The 16,268-nt window shown below is 39.3% G+C and carries 12 protein-coding genes; 3 read left to right on the top strand and 9 right to left on the bottom strand.

All coding sequences use genetic code 11. The features are described from left to right. Positions 1-68: 68 nt before the first annotated feature. Positions 69-1,454 carry a glutamine synthetase family protein gene (locus ACG94X_RS09345; protein ID WP_419383456.1) on the bottom strand — a complete coding sequence of 462 codons (1,386 nt, stop codon included), beginning with the start codon at positions 1,452-1,454 and terminating at the stop codon, positions 69-71. Positions 1,455-1,661: 207 nt separating this feature from the next. Between ACG94X_RS09345 and ACG94X_RS09340 the strand changes: the two genes are divergently transcribed. Next, positions 1,662-2,405, top strand: coding sequence for a sulfite exporter TauE/SafE family protein (locus tag ACG94X_RS09340; RefSeq protein ID WP_419383455.1), 744 nt, complete (start codon positions 1,662-1,664; stop codon positions 2,403-2,405). Between the two features lie 22 nt (positions 2,406-2,427). On the opposite strand, the gene ACG94X_RS09335 is transcribed toward ACG94X_RS09340, so the two are convergent. The 5 genes from ACG94X_RS09335 to ribF form a co-directional block, all read right to left on the bottom strand. Next, positions 2,428-3,333 carry a LysR family transcriptional regulator gene (locus ACG94X_RS09335; protein ID WP_419383454.1) on the bottom strand — a complete coding sequence of 302 codons (906 nt, stop codon included), beginning with the start codon at positions 3,331-3,333 and terminating at the stop codon, positions 2,428-2,430. Positions 3,334-3,442: 109 nt separating this feature from the next. Then, entirely contained in the window at positions 3,443-3,928 is a 486-nt protein-coding gene (locus ACG94X_RS09330; protein WP_419383453.1) for an FKBP-type peptidyl-prolyl cis-trans isomerase, read from the bottom strand. Continuing rightward, the gene (lspA, locus tag ACG94X_RS09325; RefSeq protein WP_419383452.1) at positions 3,921-4,460 is read right to left on the bottom strand and encodes a signal peptidase II; all 540 of its coding nucleotides are present in this window, start codon (positions 4,458-4,460) and stop codon (positions 3,921-3,923) included. Before lspA ends, ACG94X_RS09330 begins: the two co-directional genes overlap by 8 nt. Next, the gene (gene ileS, locus ACG94X_RS09320; RefSeq protein ID WP_419383451.1) at positions 4,453-7,296 is read right to left on the bottom strand and encodes an isoleucine--tRNA ligase; all 2,844 of its coding nucleotides are present in this window, start codon (positions 7,294-7,296) and stop codon (positions 4,453-4,455) included. Before ileS ends, lspA begins: the two co-directional genes overlap by 8 nt. Positions 7,297-7,360: 64 nt before the next feature. Next, positions 7,361-8,362 carry a riboflavin biosynthesis protein RibF gene (gene ribF, locus ACG94X_RS09315; RefSeq protein WP_419383450.1) on the bottom strand — a complete coding sequence of 334 codons (1,002 nt, stop codon included), beginning with the start codon at positions 8,360-8,362 and terminating at the stop codon, positions 7,361-7,363. A 205-nt stretch (positions 8,363-8,567) separates the two neighbouring features. Here ribF and ACG94X_RS09310 point away from each other — a divergent pair, with 205 nt between their 5' ends. After that, positions 8,568-9,704 carry a TDT family transporter gene (locus ACG94X_RS09310; RefSeq protein WP_419383449.1) on the top strand — a complete coding sequence of 379 codons (1,137 nt, stop codon included), beginning with the start codon at positions 8,568-8,570 and terminating at the stop codon, positions 9,702-9,704. Between the two features lie 171 nt (positions 9,705-9,875). Here the strand turns inward: ACG94X_RS09310 and ACG94X_RS09305 are convergent, their stop codons facing one another. The 3 genes from ACG94X_RS09305 to ACG94X_RS09295 all read right to left on the bottom strand — a co-directional run bounded on the left by ACG94X_RS09305 (position 9,876) and on the right by ACG94X_RS09295 (position 15,002). Next, entirely contained in the window at positions 9,876-11,177 is a 1,302-nt protein-coding gene (locus tag ACG94X_RS09305) for a solute carrier family 23 protein (protein ID WP_419383448.1), read from the bottom strand. A gap of 336 nt (positions 11,178-11,513) precedes the next feature. Continuing rightward, a complete protein-coding gene (gene ppc / locus ACG94X_RS09300) occupies positions 11,514-14,204 on the bottom strand; it encodes a phosphoenolpyruvate carboxylase (protein WP_419383447.1) in 2,691 nt (896 codons plus the stop codon). 177 nt (positions 14,205-14,381) lie between these two features. Then, positions 14,382-15,002, bottom strand: a complete 621-nt coding sequence (locus tag ACG94X_RS09295; RefSeq protein ID WP_419383446.1) for a TetR/AcrR family transcriptional regulator — start codon at positions 15,000-15,002, stop codon at positions 14,382-14,384. A gap of 148 nt (positions 15,003-15,150) precedes the next feature. Between ACG94X_RS09295 and ACG94X_RS09290 the strand changes: the two genes are divergently transcribed. Continuing rightward, complete coding sequence (locus tag ACG94X_RS09290) at positions 15,151-16,266, top strand: efflux RND transporter periplasmic adaptor subunit (protein ID WP_419383445.1); 1,116 nt, start codon at positions 15,151-15,153, stop codon at positions 16,264-16,266. The last annotated feature ends 2 nt before the right edge of the window (positions 16,267-16,268 follow it).

Below are 16,268 nucleotides of genomic sequence, written 5' to 3'. Positions count from 1 at the left end.
TATAAAGCAGCCTTGATTCGGCATCAGGACTGCTTTATTCATAACATTCTCATTTTTAAATCATACATTTATAACCCCCATTCTAACTCAGCATCAGTGATTTTATTGAGGACAGATTGATGTTCAAATTTTTTACAGGCACACCATAACTGCATAAAATCTGCACCAAAATATTGTTTAAATACAGGATGCTTTTCAAATAATTGCAGTGCTTCAGACTGATGTGTTGGTAACAAATGTTGTGAATTGATGGCTTTTACTTGTTGGATTGATTTAGGTAAATTTAATGGCGTATGCAAGCCATGCAATACACCTGTCAGAATGGTCGCCACACAGAGATAAGGATTGACATCTGCGCCTGCAACACGATATTCCAACCGTTGATTTTCTGAATCTGCGCAGGGGATTCGAACGGCAACATTACGATTATTGAAACCCCAATTGGCTTCTAGTGGCACATGGTTCCCAAATTGGAATCTACGGAATGAGTTAATATTGGGTGCTAAAACTGCTATTGATGCAGGCATTAAATCGAGTAAACCTGCAATGATTTTCTGCATGATTACATTTGGATTCTTAAATTGATCTATTTTAAAAATGTTGTCTTGCCATTGATTGAGTATGCTCATATGAAAATGCATGCCGCTACCTGCTTTTGCCATACTCGGTTTCGCCATAAAGCTGGCTTTTAAACCATATTGCATTGTAATTTGACGGATCATTCGCTTAATGATCATGATGTCATCACACAGTTTTAAAATGTTGTCACTGTGTTGAATATTCAATTCAAATTGTCCAGAAGCACTTTCAGCAACAACACCCGTTAAATCAATATTTTGTCGTTTTGCTTCAAATACAATCTGTTGGATGACTTTCTGGAAATTATGCGGTGTATCGACATCGAAACATTGCGTATGAAGCGGATCATGAGTGCGATCTTCGATATTTTCAGACAAATAAAATTCTATTTCAGCTGCCATGACTGGAAAATAATACATCTGATGCAGTGTAGATAAGATTTTTTTTAATATATTACGAGGCTCAAGTACACAATCAGAACCATCGTCAGACTTCATGGTTAAAAACAGTTGGGCATGTTGATTTGGCTGATCTGCGCAGGGTTTTAGACTCCCCAGTATCGGCATACACAAGTGATCGGGTTCACCAATATATTTCCCTAAACCGCTTTCTTCAACAACTTGACCATCTAAGTTCATCGCATAAATCGAAAGTGGAAAGTAGCATCCTTTTTGTAGTTGATGAAGTACGTTGACTTCAATGCGCTTACCGCGAATATGACCGTTCAAATCATGTAAGCAGATATCAATAAAATGCGTGTCTGGGTAATTTTCTAAATATTGTTGAGTTTCTTTGTAAAAATCATTCATGTCCTGATTTTCTAGGAGCAATGCTGTGGGGAATATTTTTGCAGAATCAGGAATCGACATATTCATTGTGAATAGATCCAAATGGGGTAAAAAAATTATAGAAAGCTTATTTCGTCTAGTAACGTAAAATGATCGTAAAATTTTTTCAGAGATTTTTATATAAAATAAGCAGCAATAAGCCTCAATTTTTTATTGAGCCTGTATTCAAAAATTCATGATTTTACCGCTACGATTGATGCTTTAACATTGCCACAGAAATAATGAGGTCGTGTGATGATTGGATTTGTTGTAGCTGTATTTGCGATTGCAGGAATGATTAAAGGTACGCTTGGCTTAGGTTTACCTGCGGTTGCAATGGGTTTGTTAACTTTAGTGATTAGCCCATTTCAGGCAGCTACTTTACTGATCATTCCTTCAATGGTCACCAATATTTGGCAACTTTTTGCTGAAGGTCATGTATGGCGTTTAGTGTGCCGTTTCTACCCATTATTGGTCGGTATTGTTATTGGTTCGATTTGGAGCATATTTCCAACTTTGGGACATGCCACGGGTCATTTTCATAGTGAAGCATTGCTAGGTGGTATGTTGGCTTTGTATGGACTGTATGGTTTATTTGCCAAGCGTATGCCGAATCTTGCACCACATGAAAAATGGCTATCTCCTATTATGGGATATTTAGGTGGCGCACTGACTGTTGCCACAGGTGTGGTGGTGATTCCAGTCGTACCATATTTACAATCTTTACAGTTAAAACGTGATGATTTAGTTCAGTCTTTGGGTTTGGCTTTTACTGTTTCTACGATTTGTTTGGCTGTATTTCTACATTTAAACCCTGTTGAAGATACACCAATAGATTATAAATTGTCTTTGATTGCGTTAATTCCAGCTTTACTTGGGATGTGGATGGGGACGAAGATCCGTTATCGCATACCTGAGCAAAAATTCCGTAAAGTTTTCTTCTGTGGCTTGGTTATTTTTGGAATGTATTCGGTCTTGCATCAATTTGGAGTGCTTTAAGTTTCAAAATTAATTGAGAGATTTAATCCAAAATCAATTTCGATTTCTGTGAAATTAAGAATTGAGCAAAGTGTTGGTACGCTGTAGGCAGTTGGTCAAAATCTTGTGCAGCTAAAAGTAACTGACGTTTTGCCCATTCTCCAACCAATTCAATTTGATGAAAATCGTATAGTGCGTTTAAACGCTGAGCCGCACGTTTCGGCATGATGGCTATACCAACACCGTTGGCGATGACTTGGGCGATTGCAGCAAAATTAGGAAGCCTTAAACGATATTGAATAGCGCAATTGAGCAATTTTGCTTGCGCTTCGATGGATTGTTGTAATGAGTGATATTGCATGAGCCCAACAAAAGGATAGCTTAAAGCATCTATTAATTTGAGTTCTGTATGTATTTTCAATTCATGATCAGTCGGACAAATCAGCACCAGTGGATCATCAAAAAATTCTAAAGTTTGTAGATCTTGTGAATTAAAAAAACTCGAAATTAAGCCAAGTTTGGCAGTACCTTTCTCAAGTGATTGAATAATATCCTGACTTTCCGCTTCTTTTAAATCAATTTGTAGATGTGGATTTTCCAGTAAATATTGTGGCAAAAGTACAGGTAAGTATTCGCTTTGCGCAGAGGAATTACACCATAACGTCATGTGTGCTGTTAAACCTTGCGCATAAGGTGACATGGCTTGTTCAAGTTGTTTTTGCTGTTGAATCAGCAATGCTGCTTGTTCTGCAAATGTTTGACCTGCAATGGTCAGTTTGACTCCAGAAGCATGACGAGTAAACAGGCTCACAGCGTATTGTTGTTCGAGTTTCTTTATCCGTTCACTGGCTGCTTGTAGTGAAATGGATGAGCGCTCAGCGCCTTTGGTTAAGCTGCCAGTGTCCACGATGTCGAGGAAGAGTTGTAGATCGAAGAAGTCTAGGCGCATGTTTATAAGATGAGTAATGATCTAGTTTGATTATAGCCGAATTATGATTCATACAGTCGATATAACAAAAAAGCTCCCTCAGGAGCTTTTTTTACATTTATTGATGAAATTACATCAATTTCACACCTTGCTGACCCGCAGGTGTTACTTTAAAAATTTCTACTTCAAAAGTAATGTTTTTACCTGCAAGTGGATGGTTAAAATCGACCTCGGTGAGGTCTTCACCCACTGTTTTAACCACACCGAATAAGCTTTGTTTGGCTTTGTCTTCAAACTCGATCATGTGACCTTCAATTGGACGCTGCTCAAATTTCACAGTATCAACTTGTTGCACATTTTCAGGGTTCCAAGGGCCGAAAGCATCTTCTGGAGGAAGACTTACAGTACGGCGGTCACCTGCACGTAAACCAAACAATGATTTTTCAAAGCCCGGAAGTAAACTTCCATCACCCATGACTAAGCTCACAGGCTCTTCACGGCTACGGGTATTGTCAATTTCCACACCACTTTCAATGGCAACAGAAAAGTGAAGCTCTACTTTTGATCCATTCGCAATACGCGTTTCATCGTTTGGATTAATAATTTGTTCAGTCATTTTGCGCTTCCGCATTTTGAATACGTTTCTTTTCTAAAAAGAAGGTATCAATTAACAATAAAATGGTACCCAAAGTGATCGCACTATCTGCAATGTTGAATGCAGGGAAGTGATGATTTTGGTAAAATACATGAATAAAATCGACGACATAACCTAGTGTTACACGGTCAATTAAATTACCAATTGCACCACCTAAAATTAAGGCAATCGCCATAGGTAAAACTATAGTGCTTTTAGGCATACGCATTAACCAAATCACAAAAATGATCGATACAACGCCTGCAAGCCCTGTGAATAAATAATGTTGCCATCCACCTGCATCAGACAAAAAGCTAAAGGCTGCGCCATAATTGTGTAGCAATGTCCAATTCAAAAAGGGTAATACAGGTACAGGATCTGCATAAGTCAGATGTGCACTTGCAATCGTTTTTGTCCATTGGTCAATCACAATGGCGAGGACAGAAAGTCCAAGCCAAAGTAAATTGTGTGGATAAAATTGGAATAAACCCTTTTTATTCTGTGGATTAGGCATATTTTCTCTCTTCGCCTTGACCTGTAGGAAGGTTGATAATACAACGTGCACATAAACCTAAATGTTCAAGATGTGTATTTACATCTGGAAGAACATGCCAGCAACGCACACATTTTTCGCCTTCAGCAGCAGAGACTTGAACACGTAAACCGTCAAGATCTGTAGCTTCACCTTGTGCAGCATCAAAATCTTTCACAAACACGGTCGATGTAATTAATACAAAACGTAGTTCATTGTCTAATAAATCAAGTGTCGTTTTAAGTTCAGGGTGTGCCCAAAGTTCTACTTTTGCAGAAAGATTTGAGCCGATCAATTTTGCATTACGTGCTACTTCAATTTGCTTATTCACTGCAGATTTCACAGTGATTAACGTCTGCCAATCCGCTTCTGAAATTAAGTTCGCAGTTGATGCAACAGGAATGTCATACCATTCTGTGGTAAATACATATTTTTCAGACTGTTCTGGAATCAAAGCCCAAGCTTCTTGTGCGGTAAAGCTCAAGATTGGTGACATCCAACGGACAAAAGCTTGTACCAAGTGATACAACGCCGTTTGTGCAGAAAGGCGTGCTTGTGAATCCGCTTTAGTGGTGTACTGACGGTCTTTGATGATATCTAAATAGAAACCACCCAAGTCATTGATACAGAAATTGGTTAAAGCATTGGTCACGATATGGAAGTTCATATCTTCATACGCTTGCTGAATCGTTTTCTGCACATCAGCAGCACGTTGCAAGATGTATTGATCAAGTGCGATCAATTGGTCTACTGGCAATGCATCAGTCGACGGTTTGAAACCATTCAAGTTTGCCAATAAAAAACGTAAAGTGTTACGAATACGACGGTAGCCATCCGATGCACGACTGAAAATTTCTTTACCTGCCGTCATTTCATAACGGTAATCCGCAGAAGCGATCCAGAAGCGTAAACCATCTGCACCCATGTCTTTAATGATGTCTTGTGGGGTGATGATATTCCCAATCGATTTAGACATCTTACGACCTTTCTCATCCACCACAAAACCGTGGGTGAGCAAGCCTTTGTATGGCGCACGTTTGTTAATCGCAACAGATGTTAATAATGAAGACTGGAACCAACCACGATGTTGGTCTGACCCTTCAAGATATAAATCTGCAGGATCGGTCAGTTCTTCACGTTCACGAAGCACTGCATAATGCGTTGTACCAGAGTCAAACCAAACGTCTAAAGTGTCACGAACAGCATTGTACTGTTCCGCATCTGCACCGATAAATTCGCTCGCATCACGGTTATACCAACCATCTATACCTTCTTGCTCAATCAGTTTTGCGACTTCTTGAACTAATTCAGGTGTACGTGGATGCAATTCGTTGGTGTCTTTATGCACGAAGAATGGGATTGGCACACCCCAAGTACGTTGGCGAGAAATACACCAGTCTGGACGACCTTCGATCATCGATTGGATACGGTTTTTACCCCAATCTGGAACAAAAGCAATGTCATTTTCAATGGCATTTAAGGCATCTTGACGCAAGCCTTTATTGTCCATGCTGATAAACCATTGCGGTGTTGCACGGAAAATAATCGGAGTTTTATGACGCCAGCAATGTGGATAGCTGTGCATAATTGGCACATGCGCCCAAAGCTTGCCTGAAGAGCCTAATGTTTCAATAATCTGTGGATTGGCTTTATAAATGTGCTCGCCTGCAAAAATTGGCGCAGTTGGTAAATAGACACCATTACCGCCAACAGGATTATCCACTTTTAAGTTATAAAGTAAGCCAACTTTATAATCGTCCACACCATGTCCAGGCGCAGTATGAACTGCACCAGTACCACTGGTTGCGATAACATGTTCGCCTAAAATTACTGGAACTTGGCGATCCGTGATTAATGGATGTTGTAGTTTTAAATTTTCAAGTTTCGTACCGACAAAATCTGCCAATACTTTTGGATTTTCAAGTTTGTAACGCTCACATGCAGACTCAACTAAATCTCTGGCTAAGATTAAGTTTTGTGTACCACGTTCAGATTGAATTTCAACTAATTGATATTCAATGTCAGCATGTAAAGCAACAGCTTGGTTGGCTGGAAGTGTCCAAGGTGTCGTTGTCCAGATCACGATATCTGTCGGGTGAGTGACAGTGACCCCCACTTTTTCAGACAAGTCAGCAAGATCAACAACGGCAAAACCGACATCAATTGCATCAGATTTTTTATCTTGATAATCGACTTCTGCTTCAGCAAGTGAAGAACCACAATCTAAACACCAGTTCACTGGTTTTAAACCAGGTTCGATATGACCTGCTTTGGCTATTTCACCTAAAGCACGGACAATATCGGCTTCTTGTTTGAAGTTCATGGTTAAGTAAGGATTATCCCAATCGCCAAACACACCCATACGCACGAAATCTTTTTTCTGTAATTCGATTTGCGTATTGGCATATTCACGGCAGGCTTTACGGAAGGTAGACGCATCTACTTTCACGCCAACTTTACCGATTTTTTCTTCAACTTTCAGTTCAATCGGCAGACCATGACAGTCCCAACCTGGAACGTATGGTGCATCAAAACCATCCATAACACGGCTTTTGATAATGATGTCTTTCAATACTTTATTGACTGCATGACCTAAATGGATTTGACCATTTGCATACGGAGGACCATCATGAAGGACATATTTTTTCTTACCAATACGCGATGTACGAATCTGCTGATAAATATTGTCTGCATACCACTCTTCTAACCATTTCGCTTCACGTACTGCGAGATTTGCTTTCATCGCAAAATCGGTACCCGGAAGGTTTAGTGTGGCTTTATAATCCACAGCATTTTCAGTAGTTTGCTTATCGCTCATGCAAGTTGTCATCCAATATTATCAGCACCATTGCTGACGCGTTTTACAAGAAAAAGAATTTGGTTTAAAACGGAAATTTTTGCGTGTTTTTACGAAACTCGAGCAGTTTCACAACATCATCATCAATTCCTGCTTGAAGTGCTTCAAGCGAAGGGTAATTTAATTCACCATGCAAAAAATCAAGAAAAGTTACCCGCATTAATAAGCCATACAGATTAGCAGAAACATCAGGAAAATGTACTTCTAATCGCCATTCTGGATGTTCTTGTTTAATGGCTGGTCGTGTACCCACATGACCTGCGCCGAATAAAGCATGTTCTTGATAACCGAGAACACCTGTTTTATTGGGATTTTCAGTTTTGACTTTTTCAGTCAATGAAGTACTTTCACAAATCACATCTACAGCATAAATACCGCTTAAACAGGGACGATGGCGACCAACACGTACATTAATCGTTGGGAAATTCAAAGTACGACCAATTTGGTCACCATATTGAACACGTCCGATCATGCTATACGGGCGACCTAAAAGTTTGGCTGCAAGTGATAAATTACCTGCTTGCAATACTTGGCGAATACGAGTGGAACTGACACGGTCGCCATTAAATTCAACAGTATGTAAATTGGTGACATTAAAACCATATTGTTTTAAAAATTCACTATTACCTTGGCGGTCTTTACCAAAATGGAAGTCATCACCGAGTATTAAATCTTGAGCATTGAGCTTATTTTTAAGCAGGTCGGCAAAATTTTCTGCACTTAAGCTACGAAATTGATTATCAAATTTTGCAATAGCAATGTAGTCCACACCTAACTCAGTCAAATATTCGACTTTTTCTCTGAGCGAAGTAATACGTGGCGGTGCTTCATAGCCTTTAAAAAATTCTAAAGGTTGCGGTTCAAAAATCATCACCAAAGTTTTGAGATGATGCTGTTGAGCGATATTTTTGAGTTGAGAAACCATGGCCTGATGTCCCAAATGGACACCATCAAAATTGCCAATCGTCACTGCGGTTTTGGGCAATTGAAAATTCGGTGCTAAAGCATTTAGACGTAACAGCTGCATGATTTCAAAATAAGCTTAAAATTTGAAAGATATATATTGCCATATTCTCATAGATTCGTCTTTGTTGTTGTGTTTTTACTCAAAAAAATATCGAGTTTTTAATTTACATATCAATAAAACTGATTCACTTAATGAAATTAAATCAATTTTATTTATAAATAATAGCTCGTATCATTAATTTATCTGCTGAAATAAGGATGAAGCGATGCAAAAGCCATTTTATCAACTTGAACAAACACGTGATGTGATTCGTCAGTTTACGCCGAATTGGTTCACCATGACTATGGGAACGGGGGTTGTTGCGTTGATTTTGCCTGAGTTTCCGTTTGCTCAAGCATTGTTATGGCAAGTTGCAACAGGATTATGGCAATTCAATATCATGGTGTTTAGTGCATTTATGATGCTGTATCTATTGCGTTGGTTGATTTATCCTCAGGAAGCGAAGCAAATTTTTTCCCATCCAAGCATGGCTTTATTTTTAGGTGCCATTCCAATGGGATTGGCAACGATTATCAATGGTTTTCTTAAATTTGGGATCATCCTTTATGGTGATGTTGCTATCCAAATTGCACAGTTATTGTGGTATATCGATGTGATTTTGGCAGTGGTTATTGCTGTGATTGTTCCATTTTTCATGTTCAGTAAACAAGACCACCAACTACATACCATGACGGCGATGTGGTTATTGCCGATTGTGGCTTGTGAGGTTGCTGCAACGTCAGGCGGTTTGTTATTGGCACATTTAGCAGCAGGGCAACAAGCGGTTGGGATTTTATTGAGCAGTTATATGTTGTGGGGAATGTCTGTACTTCCTGCATTTGGAATTTTGACTATTTTGATGTTGCGTTTAGCATTGCATCAATTACCCAGTAAAGAATTAGCTATTACGGGTTGGTTGGCTTTAGGCCCGATTGGTACAGGTGCGTTGGCGTTACTGGTTCTTGGGGCTCAAGCACCACACGTTTTGGCATTTATCCAGCAAGAAGCCTTAGGTATTTTTTTCCAAAATGCTGGAATAGTGGCAAGTTTTATCTTGCTTGGTTTTGGGCTGTGGTGGTTTGCGATTGCGGTATTAACCACACTTAAACATGCAGCTACTGATTTACCCTTTAACCTTGGTTGGTGGGGCTTGACCTTCCCTTTGGGCGTATTTACTTTGGCAATTTTAAATTTAGGTCACCAACTCCATATTAATTTTATTGTCGATACAGGTTTGGCTTTTGCAACGATTTTGATGATGCTTTGGGTCATAGTAATGTCGAAAACTTTACATGGAATATATCAAGGAAACTTATTCTTTTCTCCGTGTTTAAAAGCATTGTTGGAAAGGGAGCAGGGGTAATTGGTCATGATTTTAACCACAATAATCGGCACTTCATTTTGAATGGTTTTGTTGTTTTATTGATGATTTAAGCCAACTCGCAATTTAAAACATCATTACGTTTTTTCATCAAAAAAAGCAGCCTTTCGGCTGCTTAAAAATATTTTTAATTTATTATTCTGACAAATTCTATTAGGACTTATCTTTTAAGCTAAAGAACCAGTTTAAAATTAAGGCTGCAAAAGTAGCCGTACCAATTCCGCCTAAATTGAAATCACCAAATTGAAGTGCAAAGTCACCTGTACCTAAGATGATCGTTACAGCAGCCACCATAAGGTTTTTATTCTTAGAAAAATCGACTTTATTTTCAATCCAGATTTTCGCACCTGCAATAGTGATTAAACCAAATACCACGATTGAAGCACCTGTTAAAATTGCAGTTGGAATGGTATGAATGACCGCACCAAATTTAGGAGAAAGACCTAAGAAAATAGCGAACACACCTGCAACCACAAAAACAATCGTGGAATAAACACGCGTTACCGCCATCACACCAATGTTTTCGCCATAGGTGGTCATTCCTGGTGCACCTACGCTACCTGAAAGTGTTGTTGCAATACCATCTGCAACAAAAGCTTTACCAATTTGCGGGTCAAGATTTTCTCCAGTCATTGCGCTTACTGCTTTGATGTGACCTAAGTTTTCTGCAACCAAAATCAGAGCAATTGGGGCAATAATAAGCATTGCATTGGTATTAAATTCAGGTGAATAGAATGTTGGAACACCAAACCAAGCTGCTTGTTGAATAGGTACGAAATTGATTGGAGTACCATGTCCCATCACATTTGAAACAATGTAATAAATGAAATAAGCAGACAGTAAACCCACAAGCAGGAGTAGACGTTGCAATAAACCTTTGGTGAATACAGCAATTGAACCCATACATAGTACAGTGACCAATGCCATCCACATATTAAAGCTATTGCCTGCAACACCTTTTACAGTCACTGGTGCAAGGTTTAAACCAATAATCATCACCACTGCGCCAGTCACAACTGGTGGCATGAGTTTTTCAATCCATTTGGTTCCCGTTGCCATGACAATAAAACCAAAAACGGTATATAAAACACCACAGGCAATAATCCCGCCTGCTGCTAATGCCAGATTTGGATTCAGTGCACCAGTACCCGATGCGGTATAGCCTGTTGCAGCAATCACAACGCCAATAAATGCGAAGCTAGAACCTAAATAACTTGGAACACGACCACCTGTTATAAAAAAGAACAGAATGGTACAAACCCCTGACATGAGAATGGCAAGGTTTGGGTCAAAACCCATTAAAAATGGTGCTAATACGGTTGCACCGAACATGGCAAAAGCATGTTGAATGCCGAGCACCGCACTTTGTGCAGGTGGGAGATACTCATTCGTACCAACAGGGCGTGCATCTATACTGCCCTGATATGGACGCCATTTGGGAAACCAGTTGGACATAAATTGAGCGCTCAAAAAACAAATTGAGGACATCATACTCTTTCTTTTAATCAAATTTCATCTATTCAGTCAAACTAAGGGATTGTATTATTAAACTTATTTTTTACCAATTGGTAAAAATATGATTGTTTATGAATAAATAAAATCAAGGCATTAACAGGTTCATTCATGTTTAATGTAAAAAATAGGTATTTTGCAATTGCTTTTAAATTTAGGAATAAGTTTGAATACCGGAAAGGTCGTTCTACAAAATTTAAATTCTTGAATCATTCACTTTTAACAAAAATCAGGGCATAAAAAAGGGATACAAAAAGTATCCCTTTAAAAATTGAATGCTTAACCAGTATTACGTAAACCTGCGGCAATTCCTGCAATGCTCACCATTAATGCATGATCGACAGGTGTATGTTCTGCTTGCTGCTCCGCCAAGTAGGCGCGGCGGCGTTTCATTAACTCTGCTTGCAAAAGGTGTAGTGGTAATAAATAAGGTTTCCGGACTTTCATGGCTTGATCCAGCACATCATTCGAGCTTAAAAGTTTCGACTCACCTTTCATTGCCAATAAAGTTTGTACTGCATCATGTAAGCGTTGACGTAATTCTGCACCAAGCACTTTTAAATCTTCATCTTGGGTAAGATGTGATTCGTAGTACAAGGCAATATTGGAATCGGCTTTAGAAAGTACCATTTCAAGCATATCAATCAAAGTTTGGAAATATGGCCATTCGAGTAGCATTTCATCCAAAGTACCTTTTTGACCTTGGTCAATCACTTGGTTAATTGCCGCACCAGTACCTAACCATGCAGGTAACATTAAACGAATTTGTGTCCATGCAAATACCCATGGAATTGCACGTAAAGATTCAATGCCACCACTGATTTTACGTTTTGCAGGACGTGAACCTAAAGGCAACATTTGCAGTTCAAGCTCAGGTGTGACCGTACGTAAATATCTCACAAAATGTGGATTTTCACGCACAGTTTGACGATAAACCTGTACAGATAAATCGGTCATTTTATGCATTAAATCACGCCATTCTTGTTTTGGTTCAGGCGGTGGTAATAAGGTCGCTTCTAATGTTGCAGCAGTGTAAATTTCCAAGTTTTGTAATGCAATTTCTTCTAAACCAAACTTAAAACGAATCATTTCACCTTGTTCAGTCACACGAATAGCACCTGAAATAGACCCTGGTGGTTGTGAAAATAAAGCTTGCTGTGTTGGTGCACCACCACGGCTGATTGAACCACCACGACCATGGAAGAGTGTGAGTTGTACGCTATGATTTTTAGCAATCGCGGTTAATTCTTCCTGTGCACGATATTGTGCCCAATTGGCAGACATGAAACCCGCATCTTTGGCAGAGTCTGAATAGCCAATCATCACTTCATGTTTACCCTGAATATGCTGTTTATACCAATGTATATTAAATAAGGTATTCATGGTACTTGCTGCACCATCTAAATCTTTTAAGGTTTCAAATAATGGAACAACACGCAGTGAATGCTCAATGCCTGCTTCTTTTTGTAATAAGAGTACGGCAAGGACATCGCTCGGATATTCCGCCATCGAAATAATATATGCCCCTAAGCATTCTTTGGGCTGTTCTGCCAAAGTACGCATGGTTGCAAAAACTTCTTGTACATCGGGATCGTCAATCAAACTGCCCGCAGGTTCATCCAAATGTTTAGGCAGTAAAGGACGTTTGCTTTGTAATTCTTGCAGTAAAAAGTTTTGACGCGCTTGTTCCGTCCACGTTTCGAAATTTCCCAGCCCTAAATATTCAGTAATGGCAGAAATCGCTTGGCGATGACGGCTCGATTCTTGGCGAATATCCAGTTTGAGCAACTCAATGCCGAAACAATTCACACGGTAAATAAAATCAAGCAACTTACCATTGGCAATTTCAGGCAGGTTACATGCCATCAATGAACGGTAGCAGAGTAGAAGTGGCTGTAATAATTCATCTTTATGACGGAAGATTAAATTACGATCTACGTCTGAATGTTGTCCACGTAATTTATCTGCAAGCCATTGTCGTGTTGCTTTTAAGCGTTCACGTGTAGAGCGTAAATATTCACGATAAGGCTCAGGATGGCTATAACCCAATGCTTGCAGCAATTCATTTGAACATGCCTCTATAGAAAGTTCCCAACGTAGTTCTTCTATATCTCGCACATATAAATCAGATGCTTTCCAACGAGATAGCCACAAAACCTCTTGGGTAATATTGTGGGTAACGTTCGGATTACCATCACGGTCGCCGCCCATCCAAGAGGCAAAGCGGATCGGCGCAATATCAAGAGGTAAATTTTTCTGACAGTTGTCTTCAACTAATTCATTTAATTCACGAATGAATTTAGGCACTGCATTCCAAAGCGTTTGCTCAATGGTGGTGAAGCCCCATTTTGCTTCATCTACAGGTGTTGGGCGGTGTTGGCGAATTTCATCAGTTTGCCATGCAGAAGAGACCAACTGTTTTAAATCGTCAAGAACGGCATCACGCTGTTTTGGTGTTAATTTTTGCTGATCAAATTGAGATAAACAATCGTTAATTCCATCATATTTTTGAATAAGTGTACGGCGACTGACTTCTGTTGGATGCGCCGTAAGTACCAATTCAATTTTCAGTTCACAAATTTGTTTATAAAGTACTTCTGTTGAAATTTGTTGAGCTTGGAATTTTTTAAATAAGGGAACCAATACATTTGGTGATTCGGCAGTGACATCAAACTCACTTTGGCGACGACTACGTACCACATGATATTGTTCGGCAATATTGGAGAAGTTCAAAAAGTGTGAAAATGCACGAGTTAGTGGCAAAATCTCATCATCTTTTAAATTTAAAAACAGTTGTTCGAGTTGTTTTTCTGCTTCAACTTGACCATCTCGTGCGCCTTTGGCTAAAGCACGAATTTGTTCAATTTGATTAAACAAATCTTGTCCTGCATGTTCTTTTAAGGTTTCACCCAAAAGATTTCCGAGTAAGCGTACATCCTCACGCAGCGGAGCATCAATTTGTTGAATCATTTTGCCACTCTCCAGTTCTTGTTATCCCGAATATAACGCGATTCAATCACAATCCAAGAGACTCCCTACAAAAGTATGTAAGTGACTGTGCAAGAAGTCCGCATTCACGATGTGTGTCGGTCTTCAATCGAGTATGCCTGAAAGCAGAATAAGGCAATATTTAGTTTTTTAATAATGTCACGGTGCTTTATATCTCAACATAAATAAATCTATACTGTCTTCAATGATTTGCTGCTTTTCTGATGCTGTTGGTGTTAAGCGAATACCCAATAAAACTTCGTGATGACGGACACCCAGTAATAACGATAATATTAGGTTAGTTTGTTTACTAATATCATCTGCTTGAATAAATTTAAATTGTGTTGCTTGCCCCAAAAATTCTTGCCACACAACACACATTCTTTGGTGTGAAGAATTATAAAATTGCATCGCTAAAGGATTTTTTTCAGCGGCAAGTTCCAACAATAAATGCTCAAGTTTAATCGCTTCAGGTAGATTAATTACATTCATTGCCAATTCACAGGCTTGGTAAAAATGTGCATAAAAATCACTATTTTCATTTAAACCGAAAGGTCGGGCATTAATCGATGCTTCACAGGTTTCTTCAATCGCACAACTGAATAAAGTTTCTTTGTCTTTAAAATGGTTATAGACCGTAAGCTTGGTCACTCCTGCTTCTTTGGCGATCTGATTCATACTCGAACCGTGATAACCCAGTTTGAGAAACAGCATTTTTGCTGCCGCTACAATATGTTTACGCTTTTCTAAGTCCTTTGGACGTCCAACAGTTGTTTGCACGATTTTTTCCAAAAAAAGATAAATAAGTCATTTACACAGTACCTGATTTTCAATTACTGTACCATGCAGTATATTAATTAAAAATTAACCATATTAATATCACATTGCTATTTTGCCTGAAAAAATGCATTTGAATAAGAGCCTGCGTATGAGTATCTTGAAATCGGCTGTCATCAGCTTACTTATTGTATCGAGTGTGACGTTGTGGGGGTGCAGCAAACCTACCCCCGAAGCAGAACAAACTCCCTTTGTCATGGTGGTTCAACCAAAAACCTCACTTGAAGATCAAAAAAGCTATGCAGGTGATGTACAAGCTCGACAGCAAACGGCTTTGGCATTTCGTGTTAGTGGGCAAATTATAGAACGCTATGTCGATGTTGGAGATCGTGTCAAAATCGGTCAAGTGTTGGCAAAACTCGATGTGAAGGATGCACAATTACAACTGAACGCTGCTCAGGCTCAATTGGAAAGTGCACAATCGGCAGCCAAAATTGCCGCAGATGAATTTAAGCGTTTTCAGCAATTATTACCGATAAATGCAGTCAGTCGCTCCCAATATGACGCAGTTAAAAACCAATATGATTCTGCTCAAGCTGCATTAAAACAAGCACAGTCCAATTATGATGTTTCGTCGAATCAAACAGGTTATAACCAACTTGTTGCCAATAAAAATGGGGTGATTACGCAGCGTAATATCGAAGTCGGGCAGGTCATTTCAGCAGGGCAAGCAGCGTATCAATTGGCGATTGATGGCGATCGAGACGTAATTATAGGCGTTTCCGAACAGGCGATTTCAGAACTTAAAGTGGGGCAAAATGCTTGGATTACCTTATGGTCAAAGCCTCAAGATAAATTCGCTGCCTATGTCCGAGAGATTTCTCCTGCCGCAGATCAGTCACGTACTTTTAGTGTCAAAGTTGCACTGAAAGAAGGGCAATCTGTAATTCAATTGGGTCAAAGCGCACGTGTTTTCTTTAACCAAAATATTCAAAATGTATTGAGCGTTCCGCTTTCTAGTGTGTCATCGACCAACAATCAAGCCTTTGTTTGGGTGGTCAATCCAGATCAAACCATTCGTAAAGTTGCCGTGACTTTAGGTGCATATGGGCGTGATAGTGTCCCTATTCTCACTGGGCTACAAGCAGGGCAGTGGGTTGTTGTTGGTGGTGTACATTTACTGAGAGAAAAGCAAAAAATTCATCCAATTGATCATGACAATCGTGCGGTAAAAATGTCTACTGTTGCTGTTCAAGCTGGAGGTTAATC

The organism is Acinetobacter psychrotolerans (assembly GCF_048552595.1).
Classification (GTDB): domain Bacteria; phylum Pseudomonadota; class Gammaproteobacteria; order Pseudomonadales; family Moraxellaceae; genus Acinetobacter.
Note: the sequence above shows the minus strand (reverse complement) of the source record. Positions and strands in the feature narration are given on the sequence as shown.

Excerpts from the sequence above, each read along its gene's own strand:
- ACG94X_RS09345 (WP_419383456.1), bottom strand. The coding sequence starts at position 1,454 with ATGAATATGTCGATTCCTGATTCTGCAAAAATATTCCCCACAGCATTG.
- ACG94X_RS09330 (WP_419383453.1), bottom strand. The coding sequence starts at position 3,928 with ATGACTGAACAAATTATTAATCCAAACGATGAAACGCGTATTGCGAAT.
- ppc (WP_419383447.1), bottom strand. The coding sequence starts at position 14,204 with ATGATTCAACAAATTGATGCTCCGCTGCGTGAGGATGTACGCTTACTC.
- ACG94X_RS09310 (WP_419383449.1), top strand. The coding sequence starts at position 8,568 with ATGCAAAAGCCATTTTATCAACTTGAACAAACACGTGATGTGATTCGT.
- ACG94X_RS09340 (WP_419383455.1), top strand. The coding sequence starts at position 1,662 with ATGATTGGATTTGTTGTAGCTGTATTTGCGATTGCAGGAATGATTAAA.
- ileS (WP_419383451.1), bottom strand. The coding sequence starts at position 7,296 with ATGAGCGATAAGCAAACTACTGAAAATGCTGTGGATTATAAAGCCACA.
- ACG94X_RS09290 (WP_419383445.1), top strand. The coding sequence starts at position 15,151 with ATGAGTATCTTGAAATCGGCTGTCATCAGCTTACTTATTGTATCGAGT.
- lspA (WP_419383452.1), bottom strand. The coding sequence starts at position 4,460 with ATGCCTAATCCACAGAATAAAAAGGGTTTATTCCAATTTTATCCACAC.
- ACG94X_RS09305 (WP_419383448.1), bottom strand. The coding sequence starts at position 11,177 with ATGTCCAACTGGTTTCCCAAATGGCGTCCATATCAGGGCAGTATAGAT.
- ribF (WP_419383450.1), bottom strand. The coding sequence starts at position 8,362 with ATGCAGCTGTTACGTCTAAATGCTTTAGCACCGAATTTTCAATTGCCC.
- ACG94X_RS09335 (WP_419383454.1), bottom strand. The coding sequence starts at position 3,333 with ATGCGCCTAGACTTCTTCGATCTACAACTCTTCCTCGACATCGTGGAC.